13 protein-coding genes are annotated in these 13,758 nt (G+C 71.2%); 4 read left to right on the top strand and 9 right to left on the bottom strand.

The window, feature by feature from the left end; genetic code table 11:
* Window positions 1–176: 176 nt before the first annotated feature.
* Window positions 177–665, bottom strand: a complete 489-nt coding sequence (locus I7X39_RS10375) for a flavin reductase family protein (protein ID WP_232351876.1) — start codon at window positions 663–665, stop codon at window positions 177–179.
* Between the two features lie 40 nt (window positions 666–705).
* On the bottom strand, window positions 706–1,611 hold the full coding sequence (locus I7X39_RS10370) for a LysR substrate-binding domain-containing protein (protein ID WP_198111078.1): 906 nt from the start codon (window positions 1,609–1,611) through the stop codon (window positions 706–708).
* An 84-nt stretch (window positions 1,612–1,695) separates the two neighbouring features.
* On the opposite strand from I7X39_RS10370, the gene I7X39_RS10365 reads away from it, so the two are divergent.
* Window positions 1,696–3,087 carry a pyridoxal phosphate-dependent decarboxylase family protein gene (locus I7X39_RS10365; RefSeq protein WP_198111077.1) on the top strand — a complete coding sequence of 464 codons (1,392 nt, stop codon included), beginning with the start codon at window positions 1,696–1,698 and terminating at the stop codon, window positions 3,085–3,087.
* Here I7X39_RS10365 and kefC read toward each other — a convergent pair.
* Together kefC and kefF are read right to left on the bottom strand one after the other, a co-directional pair.
* Entirely contained in the window at window positions 3,076–4,896 is a 1,821-nt protein-coding gene (gene kefC, locus I7X39_RS10360; RefSeq protein ID WP_198111076.1) for a glutathione-regulated potassium-efflux system protein KefC, read from the bottom strand. The genes I7X39_RS10365 and kefC overlap by 12 nt on opposite strands.
* Window positions 4,893–5,423: a glutathione-regulated potassium-efflux system oxidoreductase KefF gene (gene kefF / locus I7X39_RS10355; protein ID WP_198111075.1), complete on the bottom strand. Its 531-nt coding sequence runs from the start codon at window positions 5,421–5,423 to the stop codon at window positions 4,893–4,895. The genes kefC and kefF overlap by 4 nt, the downstream gene beginning before the upstream one ends.
* Window positions 5,424–5,456: 33 nt before the next feature.
* On the opposite strand from kefF, the gene I7X39_RS10350 reads away from it, so the two are divergent.
* From I7X39_RS10350 to I7X39_RS10340, 3 genes are read left to right on the top strand one after another with little or no spacing between them, the layout of a single operon-like run.
* Window positions 5,457–6,269: an alpha/beta hydrolase gene (locus I7X39_RS10350; RefSeq protein ID WP_198111074.1), complete on the top strand. Its 813-nt coding sequence runs from the start codon at window positions 5,457–5,459 to the stop codon at window positions 6,267–6,269.
* Window positions 6,266–7,744 carry a M20/M25/M40 family metallo-hydrolase gene (locus I7X39_RS10345; protein WP_198111073.1) on the top strand — a complete coding sequence of 493 codons (1,479 nt, stop codon included), beginning with the start codon at window positions 6,266–6,268 and terminating at the stop codon, window positions 7,742–7,744. The genes I7X39_RS10350 and I7X39_RS10345 overlap by 4 nt, the downstream gene beginning before the upstream one ends.
* Complete coding sequence (locus I7X39_RS10340) at window positions 7,741–8,475, top strand: SDR family NAD(P)-dependent oxidoreductase (RefSeq protein ID WP_198111072.1); 735 nt, start codon at window positions 7,741–7,743, stop codon at window positions 8,473–8,475. Before I7X39_RS10345 ends, I7X39_RS10340 begins: the two co-directional genes overlap by 4 nt.
* A 342-nt stretch (window positions 8,476–8,817) precedes the next feature.
* Here the strand turns inward: I7X39_RS10340 and I7X39_RS10335 are convergent, their stop codons facing one another.
* From I7X39_RS10335 to I7X39_RS10315, 5 genes are all read right to left on the bottom strand, one after another.
* Window positions 8,818–10,110, bottom strand: a complete 1,293-nt coding sequence (locus I7X39_RS10335; protein WP_259376438.1) for a glutamate-5-semialdehyde dehydrogenase — start codon at window positions 10,108–10,110, stop codon at window positions 8,818–8,820.
* A gap of 62 nt (window positions 10,111–10,172) precedes the next feature.
* On the bottom strand, window positions 10,173–10,943 hold the full coding sequence (locus tag I7X39_RS10330) for a LytR/AlgR family response regulator transcription factor (protein WP_198111071.1): 771 nt from the start codon (window positions 10,941–10,943) through the stop codon (window positions 10,173–10,175).
* Window positions 10,940–12,028 (bottom strand): sensor histidine kinase, encoded by a 1,089-nt coding sequence (locus I7X39_RS10325; protein ID WP_198111070.1) that lies wholly within the window; start codon window positions 12,026–12,028, stop codon window positions 10,940–10,942. The genes I7X39_RS10330 and I7X39_RS10325 overlap by 4 nt, the downstream gene beginning before the upstream one ends.
* Entirely contained in the window at window positions 12,025–12,465 is a 441-nt protein-coding gene (locus I7X39_RS10320; protein ID WP_198111069.1) for a hypothetical protein, read from the bottom strand. The genes I7X39_RS10325 and I7X39_RS10320 overlap by 4 nt, the downstream gene beginning before the upstream one ends.
* Before the next feature lie 35 nt (window positions 12,466–12,500).
* Window positions 12,501–13,517, bottom strand: a complete 1,017-nt coding sequence (locus tag I7X39_RS10315; protein ID WP_198111068.1) for a tetratricopeptide repeat protein — start codon at window positions 13,515–13,517, stop codon at window positions 12,501–12,503.
* Between the last annotated feature and the right edge of the window lie 241 nt (window positions 13,518–13,758).

Genomic DNA, 13,758 nt, shown 5'->3' with positions numbered 1-13,758 from the left:
AGGCTTCGTAACGAAGTGGGCGCCCTCTCTGGAGGCAACCCGAAGGGAAAGGGCCTGGCCGGCCGCCATGCGTCGTTGCCCGGCTCGCCCAGGCGGCCAGCCTGGGCGTTCGCCGCGCGCCTAGGCTGCCAGCCGGCCAGGCCCTTTCGCGTGGCTTCCCGTCGTGTGAACAGGCCCTAAAGCGGCAGCTCGGTGAAGTAACGCCCACCGTGGAAGATCAGCGGCTGCGCGCCCGGGCGGTGCGCGCAGCGCTCCACCTGGCCCACAAAGATGATGTGGTCGCCCTCTTCGTACTGGCTGCGGTTGGCGCACTCGAACACCGCCGCGCAGCCTGGGATCAAGGGCACGCCACCGGCGCCCTCTTCCAGGCCCAGGCCGGCAAAGCGGTCGATCTCCGGCGTGGCAAAGCGGCGCGCCAGCTCGATCTGCTCGGCCGCCAGGATGTGGATGGCGTAGTGGCTGCCGGCCGCGAACACCGGCAGCGAGCCGGCGCGGCGCGCCAGGCTCCACAGCACCAGGGGCGGGGTGAGCGAGACGGAATTGAAGCTGTTGGCCGTCAGGCCCACCAGGCGGCCGTCGGGGCTGCGCGCCGTCACGATCGTCACGCCGGTGGCGAACAGGCCCAGGGCGGAACGGAAGGTGGGGGCGTCGAAGTCGGCGGTCATGACACGCATTGTCCTGTTTGGTCCCCAGGGCTTTCAGACATCAGGTCAATCCGCTGGCGTGGAACTGCGCGCGCAGCCAGTCGCGCAGCGCGTTCAGGCCCGGGTGCAGGCGCCCGCTGCGCGGCCGGGCCAGGTGGTAGGCCCATTCGGTGGCGGGGCTGTGCGGGTGCACCTGGCGCAGCTCACCGCTGGCCAGGGCGTCGGCCACCAGGCTGAAGCGCGTCAGCGCCAGGCCCTGGGCGGCGCGGGCGGCGGCCACCTGCACGCCGGCGTCGCGCAGGCTGGCGCGCCAGTCCAGGCCACGCGCGTCCAGGCCGGCCTCGGCCAGCCAGGGCGCCCAGGGGGTGGCGCTGTGGCGCAGCAGGGGCAGGCGGGCGAACAGTTGCGCCGGCTCGCGCTGGGCGGCCACGGGCAGGCGCTGCAGCAGGGCCGGCGCGGCCACGGCCACCAGGCGATCGCCAGCCAGGCGTTCGGCCAGGGCGTCGGGCCAACGGCCGGGGCCGAAGCGCAGGGCGGCGTCCAAACCCTTGAGCGGTTGCACGGCGGTGCTGGCCTGCAGGTCCAGCTCCCATTGAGGGTGCTGCTGCTGCCAATCGAGCAGGCGCGCATACAGCCAGCAGGTCGCCAGCGAGGGCAGCACCGCCAGGCGCAGGCGCGTGGGGGCGGCGCGGGCGCGGCCTTCGCTGACGTACTGCACCGCATCGCGCAATTGCGCGAGTGCGGGCTCCACGCCGGCCTGCAACTGGCGGCCGGCCGCCGTGAGCTGCGCGCCCTGGCGGCTGCGCTCGAACAGGGCCACGCCCAGCGCGGCTTCGAGCTGGCGCATGTGCTGGCTCACCGCCGCGGGGCTCAGGCTCAGGGCCTCGGCGGCGCGGCGGAAATGCTGCAGGCGCGCCACCGTCTCGAACACGCGCAGGGCGTTCAGCGAGGGCAGGCTTTCGTTCATGAAAACCGATCAGAACACAAGCAAAACCGAGGCATGCATCGACGCGCCGGGCGCAGACTGCAGCCCTTCCCCAGGAGCCCCCCGATGAGCCCGCTGCAAGCCCAGGAACTGCACACCCTGCCCACCCTGATGAACCAGGCCGCCCAGGCCGCCATCGCCACCCTGCAGGCCCTGCCCGAGCGCCCCGCCGCCGTGCGGCCTCAGTCTGTGCCGCGCCAGCCCCTGGCCGCGCAAGGCCTGGGCCTGGCCGCCGCGCTGGCGGACTTCGAGCAGCGCTACGCCCCCGGCTTTGCCGCCAGCGCCGGCCCGCGCTACCTGGGCTTCGTGACCGGCGGCGCCACCCCGGCCGCGCTGGCGGGGGATTGGCTGGCCAGCGCCTGGGACCAGAACCCCACCTCCGGCCTGGACAGCAGCGCGCCCGATCTGGAGCGTGAGTGCATCGCCTGGCTGGCCGCACTGTTCGGCCTGGGGCCAGAGTGGAGCGGCAGCTTCGTCACCGGCGCCACGATGTCCAACTTCGTCGGCCTGGCGCTGGGGCGCGAGTGGTTGTCGCGCGAGCTCGGTGGTTCCGCCGCGCAGCAGGGCCTGTGCGACCTGCCGCCGCTGCGCATCCTCAGCGGCGCGCCGCACAGCAGCATCCACAAGGCCGCGGCCATGCTGGGCCTGGGGCGTAGCGCCGTGCAGGCCGTTCCCCAGTTGCCCGGCCGCGAGGCCGTGAACCCGGCCGCGCTAGCCGCGGCGCTGCAGGCCGGGCCCGCCATCGTGGTGGCCAATGCCGGCACGGTGAACAGCGTGGACTTCGACGACCTGCAGGCCCTGGCCGCGCTGCGCACCCAGCAGCCCTTCTGGCTGCATGTGGACGCCGCCTTCGGTGCCTTTGCCGCCCTGCTGCCCGAGCACGCGCCCAAGCTGGCAGGGCTGAACCAGGCCGACTCGATCTGCGTGGACCTGCACAAATGGCTGAACGTGCCCTACGACGCAGCGGTGCAGTTCACCCGCCGACAGGATCTGCAGACGGCGGTGTTCCAGAACCAGGCCGCCTACCTCGGCGATCTGGGCGAGCAGCCCGACTTCGTGCACCTCACGCCCGAGAACTCGCGCCGCCTGCGCGCCCTGCCGGCCTGGTTTGCGCTGCAGGCCTATGGGCGCGAGGGCGCGGCGGCGGTGGTGCGGCAGTGCGTGGAGCTGGCGCAGGCGCTGGGCCGCTGGATCGAGGGCGGCTCGACCTGGCGCCTGCTGGCGCCGGTGCGGCTGAACGTGGTGTGCTTCACGCCCGCCGATCTGCCTGCCGGTGCGGCCGGGCGCGCACGCATCGAGGCCCTGGTGACGGCGCTGCGCGACCGCGGCGAGGTGTTCCTGACCCCGACGCTCTTCAACGGCCACTGGGGCCTGCGCGCGGCCTTCTCGAACTGGCGCACGCAGCCCGCAGACTTGCTGCGCCTGCAGGACGAACTCGCGCGGGTCTCAGCGATCTGAATCGTCGGCCCAGCCCTCGCGCAGCGGGCCGCGCTGGCGCGCGCGCTCGGCCGCCCATTGCCGCTCCAGCTGCTCGCGGCCCTGCTTGCTGATGGCGATCAGGCGCTGCTCGTCGCCGAAGTGCGGCAGCATGGCGTCGAGCTGCTCCAGGTTGTGGGCGCGGAAGGACTGGGCGAGCTGGCGCGCCTCGTGAGCCGGCAGGCCCAGCTGCTCCAGCACCGTGCGCGCGCTGCGCAGCGAGGACTCGAAGGTCTCGCGCTCGATGTGCTCGACGCCGAGCGCACGCAGCTTGGCGTAGTGGCTGACGTTGCGGGCGCGTGCCACGCGCACCAGTTGCGGGAAATGCTCGCCGGCCAGCGCCGCCAGCTTCTCGCTCTGCGCGGCGTCATCGAGCGCGATCACCAGCACCTTGGCCTGGGCTGCGCCAGCATTGCGCAGCAGGTCCTGGCGCGTGGCGTCGCCGAAGTAGGCCTCCCATCCGAAGCGGCGCACGCTGGCCACCTGCTCGGCATCGTGGTCCAGCACCGTGGCCTGCAGGCCCTGGGCGGAAAGCAGGCGGCCGATGATCTGGCCGTAGCGGCCGAAGCCCGCAATGATGACCGGCGCCTGGTGCGCGCCGGCCTCCACGGTGGGCACCTCGGGCCGCGGTGCGCAGCCCGAGAGCCGCGGCAGCCACCAGCGGTCCAGCGCCAGCAGCAGCAGGGGCGTGCACAGCATCGAGAGCGCAATCGCCGCCAGCAGCAGGGCCGCGTGCTCGGCCGGCAGCACCTGGGCACCCAGCGCCGCCTGCGCCACCACGAAGCCGAACTCACCACCCTGGGCCAGCAGCAGCACGAAGAAAGGTCGCTCGCCGACCGGCAGGCCCATGGCGCGGCCCATGCCCATCAGCAGCAGGGCCTTGAGCCCCACGAAGCCCAGCACCAGCAGGGCCACCAGACCGGGCCGGGCCATCAGCACGCCGAAGTCCAGGCTCATGCCGATGGCCATGAAGAACAGCCCGAGCAGCAGGCCCTTGAAGGGCGCCAGATCGGTCTCCAGCTCGTGCCGGTACTCGCTCTCGGCCAGCAGCACGCCGGCCAGGAAGGCCCCCAGCGCCATCGAGAGCTCGGCCCAGCGCATCAGCGCCGCGCTGGCCACCACCAGCAGCAGCGCGGCGGCGGTGAAGACCTCGGGCGTGTTGGCGCGTGCGATCCAGCGCAGCGCCGGGCGCAGCAGCAAGCGCCCGCCCACCACCAGGCCCGCCACCACCGCCAGCGCCAGCAAGGCGCCACGCCAGCCCGCACCACCGCCCGCGCCCAGCAGCGGGATCAGTGCGAGCACGGGAATCGCCGCGATGTCCTGCGCCAGCAGCACCGCCAGCACCGATTGCCCGCCGGGCGTGGGCATCAGATTGCGCTCGCCCATCACACCCAGACCGATGGCGGTGGAGGACATGGCCAGCGCCAGCGCGCCCACCAGGGCCACCGTGGGGCTCAAGCCCAGCGCCCAGCCCAAGGCCCCGAGCAGCAGGGTGGAGCCCAGCAGCTGCAGCGAGCCCCAGCCGAACACCGCGCGGCGCATCTGCCAGAGCCGGCGCGGCTCCAGTTCCAGGCCCACCAGAAAGAGCATCAGCACGACGCCGAACTCGGCCACATGCAACACCCCTTCCGCATCGGCCACCAGCTTCAGGCCCCAGGGCCCGATGGCGATGCCGGCGGCCAGATAGCCCAAGATGGCGCCCAGCCCGAGGCGCTTGGCCAGCGGCACGGCCAGCACGGCGGCGGCCAGATAGACCAGGGCGGCGCCCAGCCAGTCGGAATGTCCATTCACAGCATCGGCTCCTGCAGATGGCGGCACAGGGCCTGGATGTGGGCATCGAGTTCGGCCTCGCTGGCGCGGTGGGCGTCGTGGAAGACCCAGTGCGGCTCCCAGGCCATGCCCATGAAGGTCGCCGTCTGTCGGTAGGGCGCCAGGAAGTGCTCGAAGGGCTGGCCGTGGTGGCCCTGGGCCGAGTAGGCCATCGGGCTGCCGCCGGTGCTGACGATCAGCTGGAAGCGCTTGCCCGCCAGCGCGCGCCCGCCCTGACCATAGGCCCAGCCCTGGGTGCAGACCTGATCGAGCCAGAGCTTGAGCAGCGGCGGCATGCCGTACCAGTGGATGGGGTGCATGAAGACCAGGCGCTGCGCGGCAACCGCGCGCGCCTGCTCGGCCGCCACGTCGATCCAGTAGTCCGAATAGCGCGCGTACAGATCGTGCAGATCGACCCCCGGCAGGGCCAGCAGCGCGGGCCGCAGCCGTGCATGCACGCGTGAATGGCGCAGGTCCGGGTGGGCGAAGAGGATCAGGGTTTCGGCCATGGGGGGCGAGTGTGCCCGCCTAAACTCCCACGGATGCTCCCCCAGCTGCTTCACCAACCGGCCCCCGGGCCATCGCGCGCCCAGGTGCTGATCGTGCACGGCCTGGGTGAACACCAGGGCCGCTACGACGCGCTGGCGGCGCGCCTGAACTACTGGGGTTACGGCTGCTGGCGCTACGACCAGCGCGGCCATGGCCACAGCCCCGGCCGGCGCGGCGATGCGCCGCACCTCCACAGCCTGCTGGAGGACCTGGCCGAATGCATGGACAGCGTGCGCGCGCAAACGCCGGGCCTGCCGCTGGTGCTGCTGGGCCACAGCCTGGGCGGCCTGGTGGCCGGGCGCACCGTGGCCGGCGCGCTGCGCGGCGAGGCCTTCGGCCGCGCCCCCGATGCGCTGGTGCTGAGCTCCCCCGCCATCGACCCCGGCATGAGCGGCGGCCAGAAGGCCCTGCTGGCGGTGGCACGCCGCCTGTTCCCGCACCTGCTGGTGAACAACGGCCTGCAGCCGGCGTGGATCAGCCGCGACCCGGCCGTCGTGCAGGCCTATGTGAACGACCCGCTGGTGCACGACCGCGTCAGCGCCACCGTGGCCGCCCTGGTGGCCGATGGCGGCCAGGAGCTGCTGCAGGCGGCGCCGCACTGGCAGGTGCAGACCCTCTTGATGTGGGCCGGCGCCGACCGCTGCGTGTCCCCCGCCGGCAGCGCGGCCTTTGCCGCCGCCGCCCCCCAGGCCCTGGTGCAGAGCCATTGCTTCGAGGGCCTGGCCCACGAAATCTTCAACGAGCCCGAACACGAGCTGGTCTTTGGCCGGCTGCGTGACTGGCTGGACGAGCGCTTCCCCGCATGAACACGACGACCCCCGCCCCCACGAGCACCGCCACCTCGGCCGACCTGGCCCAGACCTGCAACCAGATCTGGGACGCGCACATCCTGCCCGCCCTGCACGACTACATCGCCGTCCCGGCCAAGAGCCCGATGTTCGATGCCGCCTGGGCCGACAACGGCCACATCGAACGCGTGGTGCGCGACGCCGCCGCCTGGGTCGAGCGCCAGGGCAGCGTGCTGCACGGCCTGAAGCTGGAAGTGGTGCGCGCGCCCGAGCGCACGCCGGTCATCCTGTTCGAGCTGCCCGCCACCAAGACCGACAGCACCGACACCGTGCTGCTCTACGGCCATCTGGACAAGCAGCCCGAGTTCAGCGGCTGGCGCGGTGATCTGGGCCCCTGGACGCCCAAGCTGCTGGACGGCAAGCTCTACGGCCGCGGCGGCGCCGACGACGGCTACGCCATTTACGCCAGCCTGACCGCGCTGATCGCGCTGGACAAGGCCGGCATCCCGCGCCCGCGCTGCGTCGGCCTGATCGAGACCTGCGAGGAAAGTGGCAGCTTCGACCTGCCCGCCTACATCGACCTGCTCAAGCCGCGCTTCGGCAACGTCAGCCTGGTGGTCTGCCTGGACAGCGGCGCCGGCGACTACGACCAGCTCTGGCTCACCACCTCCTTGCGCGGCAATGTGACCGGCACGCTGAAGGTCGAGGTGCTCGCCGAGGGCGTGCACAGCGGCGACGCCAGCGGCATCGTGCCCTCGAGCTTCCGCATCATGCGCCAGCTGCTGGACCGCCTGGAGGACGCCCGCACCGGCGCCTTGCTGCCCGAGGACTTCCACTGCCCCATCCCGGAGGTGCGCGTGCAGCAGGCGCGCGAGACCGCCGCGGTGCTGGGCCAGGCCGTCTACAAGCGCCTGCCCTGGGCCTGCGGCGCCGACGGCGGCGCCGTGCTGCCGATGAGCGAGGACCCCGCGCAGGTGCTGATCAACGGCACCTGGAAACCCACGCTGAGCGTGACCGGTGTGGACGGCATGCCGCCGCTGGCCAATGCCGGCAATGTGCTGCGCCCCTACACCTCGTTCAAGCTGAGCCTGCGCCTGCCGCCGCTGGTGGACGGCAACGCCGCCGCGCTGCGCCTGAAGGCCCTGCTGGAGGACAACGCGCCCTACAACGCCCGCGTCACCTTCGAACCCGACGGCCGCATGGGCGCCTACGGCGCCACCGGCTGGAACACGCCCGATCTGCAGCCCTGGCTCACCCAGGCCCTGGACAGCGCCAGCCGCGCCCAGTTCGGCCGCCCGGTCGGCTTTGTGGGCCAGGGCGGCACCATCCCGCTGATGAATCTGCTGCAGCAGGGCTTCCCGGCCGCGCAGATGATGGTCTGCGGCGTGCTGGGGCCGAAGAGCAATGCCCACGGGCCCAACGAGTTCCTGCACGTCGATTACGCCAAACGCCTGACGGCCACGGTCGCCCAGGTCATCGCCGCGCATCCATGAAGCTCTGCATCGTCACCGGTGCCTCGCGCGGACTCGGCGCCGCACTGGCCGAACAGCTGATGGCCCGCGGCGACCGCGTGCTGGGCATTGCGCGCCGCCACAACCTGGCGCTGGCCCAGGGCGGGCAGGAGAGCTGGACGGCCGACCTGGCCAACCCGCAGCCGGTGGCCGAGCGCCTGCAATCCTGGCTGCACCGCCAGGGCCCAGGCGCGTTCAGCGAGCTGGTGCTGATCAACAACGCCGGCGTCGTCACCTCGCCGGGGCCGGTGCAGGCGGTGCCGCTGGCCCAGCTCAGCAGCGCGCTGCGCGTCGGGCTGGAAGCCACGCTGCTGCTCTCGGCCGCCTTCCTGGCCGCCACCGAGCAATGGGGCCGGCCGCGCAAGATCATGAACATCTCGTCCGGCCTGGGCCGCCGTGCCATGGCCGCGGCCGCGCCCTACTGCGCCGCCAAGGCCGGCATGGACCACCTGAGCCGGGCGATGGCGATGGATGAAGCCTTGAGGCCGAACGGCGCCCGCATCGTCTCGATCGCCCCCGGCATCATCGACACCGACATGCAGGTGCAACTGCGCAGCGCCGACCCCGCCGCCTTCCCCGACCAGCCGCGCTTCGCCGCCTTCAAGGCCGAGGGCGCGCTGGAGAGCGCCCAGGCAGTGGCCACCAAACTGCTGCGCTACCTGGACCGTGCGGACTTTGGTGGTGAGGCGGTGGCGGATATTCGGGACGCTTGAGCAATTGGCGAGAGCCCTCGGGGGCTTCACCCCCGAACCCCGACCCGCATTTCTTTGCCGCGCCAAAGAAACGCGGGGCAAAGAAAGGCGCTGAATGCACGCACGCCGCCTCGGGCGGCGCGCGACTGCACGGCTGGCTCACATGGCTCCCACAGCCCTCCTGGGACTGCGAAAACCTGCCCGCTAAGCTGGCCGGAGTACCGGCCGACTAGACCACCGCAAACCATCGCGGGCTCTCTGCGATGAATGGACCCCCAACGAGACTTTTGGCTTGGCTTGGCGCTGGTTGGGGGTGAAGCCCCCGAGGGCTCTTACGCAGAACAGCTGCGCAACTGAGCAATCTCAGCCCCTCACCTGCCCCTCTCCCAACACCACCCACTTGTAAGTCGTCAGCCCCTCCAGCCCCACCGGCCCGCGCGCATGCAGGCGGTCGGTGCTGATGCCGATCTCGGCGCCCAGGCCGTATTCGAAGCCGTCGGCGAAGCGGGTGCTGGCGTTGACCATCACCGAGGCCGAATCGACCTCGCGCAGGAAGCGCATGGCGTGGCCATGGTGCTGGGTCAGGATGGCGTCGGTGTGGTGCGAGCCGTAGCGGTTGATGTGGGCGATGGCCTCGTCCAGGCTGTCGACCAGCTTCACGCTGATGCGGTAGTCGAGGTACTCGGTGGCCCAGTCGGCCTCGGTGGCCGGTTCGGCGCCCGGGATCAAGGGCAGGCTGCTCGGGCAAGCGTGGAAGCGCACCCGCTTGGGCGCCCACAGCGCGGCCAGGCGCGGCAGGAAGGCGGCCGCCACGCTGCGATGCACCAGCAGGCTCTCGGTGGCATTGCAGGGGCTGACCTTCTGGGTTTTGGCGTTGTCCACCACGGTGAGCGCCATGTCCAAATCGGCCTGAGCGTCCACATAGCAGTGGCAGTTGCCGTCCAGATGCTTGAGCACGGGCACGCGCGCCTCGGCGGCGATGCGCTCGATCAGGCTCTTGCCCCCGCGCGGGATCAGCAGGTCCAGGTGCTCGGTGGCGGTGCACATCCAGCCCACGGCGGCGCGGTCGGCGCTGGGCACCAGTTGCACGGCGGCGGCCGGCAGGCCGGCGGCGGCGAGGGCCCGCTGCACCAGCGCGCCCAGCGCCAAATTGCTCTGCAGAGCCTCCGAGCCACCGCGCAGGATGCAGGCATTGCCGCTCTTGATGGCCAGGCTGGCGGCCTCGATGGTGACGTTGGGCCGGCTCTCGAACACCATGCCGAACACGCCCAGCGGCACGCGCATCTGCCCCACCTGGATGCCGCTGGGGCGGCGCTGCAGATTCGTCATCGCCCCCACCGGGTCGGGCAGGGCGGCAATCTGCTCGCAGCCCTGCGCCAGGGTCTCCAGGATGGCCGGAGAGAGGCGCAGCCGGTCCACCAGCGGGGCCTCCAACCCGCGCGCCTGGGCGGCGGCCAGATCGGCCTGGTTGGCTTCCACCAGCTGCGGCTGCGGGGCGCGCAGCAGCGCGGCCAGTTCGGTCAGCGCCTGGTTGCGCGCGGCGGTGCTGGAAGCGGCCAGCTGGCGGCCGGCGGCGCGGGCGGCCTGGCCCAGGGCGTCGAATTCGGAGGACTGCATGGCCCCGATTCTCCCGGCTCGGGTGCCGCGCCGGGGCAGCGGAGGCTTCGCATGCAGTGCAGTGGGGGTCGGGCGAACGCGTCCGCGGCTCACCCCGGTGCCTACATCTCCTTGAACAGGTGCAGGTAGCTGCGGCTCACCGGCAGGCGTTCCGGGCGGCCCTTGAGCTCGATGTCGGCGGTCTCGTTCTCGCCGCGCGTGACGCGGCGGATCGAGCGCAGGTTGATCACCACCGAGCGGTGCACCTGGGCGAAGTGGGCGGGGTCGAGCTGGGCCAGCAAGTCCTTGAGCGGCGTGCGGATCAGCGCCTCGGCCGGCTGGCCTTCGTCGCGGTAGGCCACCAGGGTGTACTTGGTGTCGCTCTTGAGGAAGTCGATGTCGTCGATCGGGATCATGCGCAGCGATGAACCCACGGTGGCACGGATCCAGGCCAGGGGCTTGGGCTGGTCGAGCTTGAGCCGCGCGGCCAGCTGACTCAGCAGCAGCTCGCTGTGCACGGCCGGTTGGGCCTGCTGCAAGCGCGCCTTCAGGCGCTCCACCGTGCCGGACAGGCGCGCGGCGGTGACGGGCTTGACCAGGTAGTCCAGTGCGCCGTGCTCAAAGGCGTCGAGCGCGTACTGGTCAAACGCGGTGACGAACACCAGGTGCGCGCGCTTGCCCACCTGGCGCGCCACTTCCACGCCGCTCAGGCCGGGCATGTGCACGTCCAGAAAGCAGATGGCGGGCTGGTGCTGCTCGAACAGCTCCACGGCTTCGATGCCGTTGCGGGCCTGCGCCACGATCTGCAGTTCCGGCCAGGCAGCGGCCAGGCGCGCTTCCAGGATCTCGCGAAGCAGCGGCTCGTCGTCGGCAATCAGGGCGGTGGGGTTCATGGTTTCTCGGAAAACTCGATCCTTGCTTCCACACCGTGCGGCGTGACCTCGTTCAGCTCCAAGGTCGCGTTGCCCCCGTAGGCCCACAGCAGCCGTTCGCGCAACGCCGCCAGGCCGGTGCCCAGGCCCGCGCCGCTGGCCTGCAGGCCCACGCCGGTGTCGACCACGCGCAGGCGGCAGCGCCCACCTTCCAAGCTTTCCGCATGGACGTCGATGCGGCCACCAATCAGGCTGGGGTCGATGCCATGCTGCACGGCATTCTCGACCAGGGTCAGCAGGGTCATGGGCGGGCAGCTCAGCGCGTGCACGGCGGGGTCGATGTGCAGCGCAAAGGTCAGTCGATCGGGCATGCGCATCTGCATCAGGGCCAGGTAGGCACCCACCAGCTCCAGTTCCTGGCCCAGGGTATTGGCCGAGCCATCCAGGCGCGGCACGGCGGCGCGCAGGTAGTCGGTCAGGCTTTGCAGCAGCTGGGGCGCGCGTGGCGAACCGGCTTCCACCAGGGCCTGCACATTGGCCAGGGTGTTGAAGAGGAAATGCGGCTGGGCCTGCGCGGTGAGCAGGCGCATGCGGGCGTCCAGCGCCTGTCGGGCCATCTCGCTGCGCTCCAGCTCGAAATCGACGGAGAGCTTTTCCACTTTCGCCTCCCGATGGCGCAACAAGGCCGCCAGCGCCGTCCAGGGCGCCACCAGCATGCCCAGGAAGGTGAAGGTCATGAAACCTTCCAGGCGCGGGGTCTGCCAGAAGGGCGGCGCGCCGGGTGCGGTGGCCAGCACGAAAGCCACGCAGAAGGCCAGCGGCACCGTCAGGCCCACGGCCACCACCTGCAGGACCCAGCGCGGCAGCCACCGCGGCAGGCGGCGCGGCCATTGCTCGAACAGGCCAAAGACCAGCAGCAGCGCCAGACCCACGCCGACCACCCGCGCCACCAGGTGCCACAGCGGGGCCTTCCAGCCAAAGCTGAACAGCAGGATGAAGAGCGCGCAGACGATGGCAACGGTGCGCACGCGCGGCCAACTGAGCAAATCGCGCCAGTGGGAAGGCGGCGCGGGCGCGTTGAGTTGGGCGGAGGGGTTGGAGCTCATGGGTCAGGGTATCCGGATTGCTTTGAAGCCCGAGCGCGCCAAGGTTCGGCCGGCTTGCGGAAGTAATGCTGGGCGATGTACCGCCATGGCAGCACCAGCGGGGTCAGCACGAGGCCCATCAGGCAGGCCTCTGCAGTGCCCTGCACGGCGGGTGTCACCGCCCCGTTCAGCCACAGCGGGTAGGCGATGGCCAGCAGCCAGACGGTCTTCCAGATCAGCTCGAAGATCAGCAGCGGCAACATCTGCAGCGGGTAGCGCAGGCCCCAGGCGCACAGGATGGCCAGGCCACTCAGCAGGGCGGCCGTCTCGCCCTTGCGCTGCGCCCACAGGTCGCTGTGTTGAAACATCGCGGGGCCGAAGCTGAGCGCCAGCCCCACGGTGACCAGCAGGTAGAAGGCGCGCAGCAGGTTCAGGCGCCAGAGGGGGACATCGTTCATCTGGTTGCTCTCCATCATTGGGTGGGCGGCGCCGTTCAGCCCAGCTTGGCCAGGCTCTTGCGCACGGCTTCCACGTTGGCCGGCTTGGAACGCTTATTGGCCACGAAGCGCTCGTAGAGCAACTTGGCCTGCGCCTTGTCGCCCTTGGCCAGCAGGGTGTCGCCGAGGCGCTGGTCGATCGGGTAGTCGTCGGCCCCAGCGAGCGTCTTGGCGCGCTCGAACAGGCGAATGGCTTCATCGGCCTGACCTTGCGCGGCGTGCACGCGCGCCGCGCCGTAGAAGCCGGCCGCCCGGTTGGGCTGATCGCGTTGCAGCGACTCGTACAGGCTCCTGGCCTTGGCCAGGTCCTTGCCGTTCTTCAGGTATTCGAGGGCGAGCTGCATGGTGGCTTCGCGCACCTCCTCCTGCATCGCGGAATCGTGGCCGGGCTTCAGAGTCCGCAGCTCGGCTTCCATCTCGCCCCACTGCTTGGCCTCGGCCAAGAGATGCACGCGGATGATGCGCGCCGTCTCGGCCTGGCTGCCGCGCACGGCCGCCTCCAGCTCCTTGGCCTTGGAGCTGCTGCCGCCCATGATGCCGGGCAGGGTCACATAGAGCTTGGCCAGTTGCACGCGGGCGGTGAAGCTGGTCGGCTCCAGCTCCAGGGTGCGGATCCACAGGTCTTTCAGGGTGCCCACGCTGCGCATGGCCTTGGCCATGCCCATGTTGAGCATCTGCTGGCCAAGGTTTTGTGCCGCGGCCAGGTGGCAGACGGCCATGTTCGGGTGCTGCTCGGTGCACAGCTTGGCCTGCTGGGTGCCGGCCGTCAGGCGCTGGGCGTCGGCGGGGTCCGCCAGGCTCAGGCCCAGCACCAGAGCGGCGCGGGCCTCGGCGTCGGCGGGGTTGGATTTCAAGCGGGCCTGCGCCTGCTGTTCGAGCTCGGTGAACTTGCCGGCCTCGTGCAGTGCTTCCAGCTGGGCGTCTTTGAAGACGGCGGCCTGGGCGCTACTCAGGGCCAGGGCAGCGAGAGCGGCGGCCATCCCAGCGTGGCGGCGGGTGAAGAGGGTTTTCATCGCGGGCGGGCTTTCCAGAGACGGGTTGGGGCTTGCAGGTCGAAGCGATGGGGCCATTGTTTGGAGCCGCCGGATCGCCCGAGCGGGGCCTCAGACCAAGCACGCCGTGCCGGTTCTGAAGCACGTCCGGCAGAGACGAGCGACGCTGCGGACGGCTTGGACGGCGCTGACGTCGTTGGTCCCGGCCAGGCGTCACTCGTCCGCGTGGTGGCGTGCCTGGTCGGCTGAAAACCAGCGGCCG

This window comes from Inhella proteolytica, from assembly GCF_016093275.1.
Taxonomy (GTDB): domain Bacteria; phylum Pseudomonadota; class Gammaproteobacteria; order Burkholderiales; family Burkholderiaceae_C; genus Inhella; species Inhella proteolytica.
Note: the sequence above shows the minus strand (reverse complement) of the source record. Positions and strands in the feature narration are given on the sequence as shown.